Raw genomic sequence first — 500 nt, forward strand, 5'->3', positions numbered from 1 at the left:
GGACGGAATCGAACCGCCGACACATGGATTTTCAGTCCATTGCTCTACCAACTGAGCTACCGAGCCTTAATATTGTGTAGTATTTTTAGTTAAAAATAAGTTTTTAGTTTAACGAACCAAAGTTTAATCCTTTTCATTTAAAGCATTTTCTCTTTTATAATTTGTTAATCGTCCTCATCTCAGGAAGCTATTTCAAGGAGCAGCTCGATGAGTACGCTGATACTATTTCAAGGAAGCTTATTCGGTCGTGCTCTACCGACTGAGCTACCGAGCCAAATAGTTTTCGGCTTCCGCTAAGCTTCAAATCTCTTCGTCAGCTCATTCATTCACATCCTCACGTATTGTCATACGCTCCGGTGTTCATTCAATCGCTTCCTCGACCTTTTCGCTTATCGAAACCCTTTTACTCTAGATTAGGAATTTTAAAATGGCGGTCCGGACGGGACTCGAACCCGCGACCTCCTGCGTGACAGGCAGGCATTCTAACCAACTGAACTACC

Annotated in this window: 2 tRNA genes; both read right to left on the reverse strand. The window is 43.0% G+C overall.

Features of this window, described 5'->3' with window-relative positions:
- A tRNA-Phe gene (locus Q1B07_RS26780) sits at nucleotides 1–58 on the reverse strand.
- Between the two features lie 370 nt (nucleotides 59–428).
- Nucleotides 429–499 (reverse strand) — tRNA-Asp (locus tag Q1B07_RS26785).
- Nucleotide 500: the final 1 nt, after the last annotated feature.

It is taken from the genome of uncultured Metabacillus sp., assembly GCF_947503125.1.
Lineage (GTDB): Bacteria > Bacillota > Bacilli > Bacillales > Bacillaceae > Metabacillus.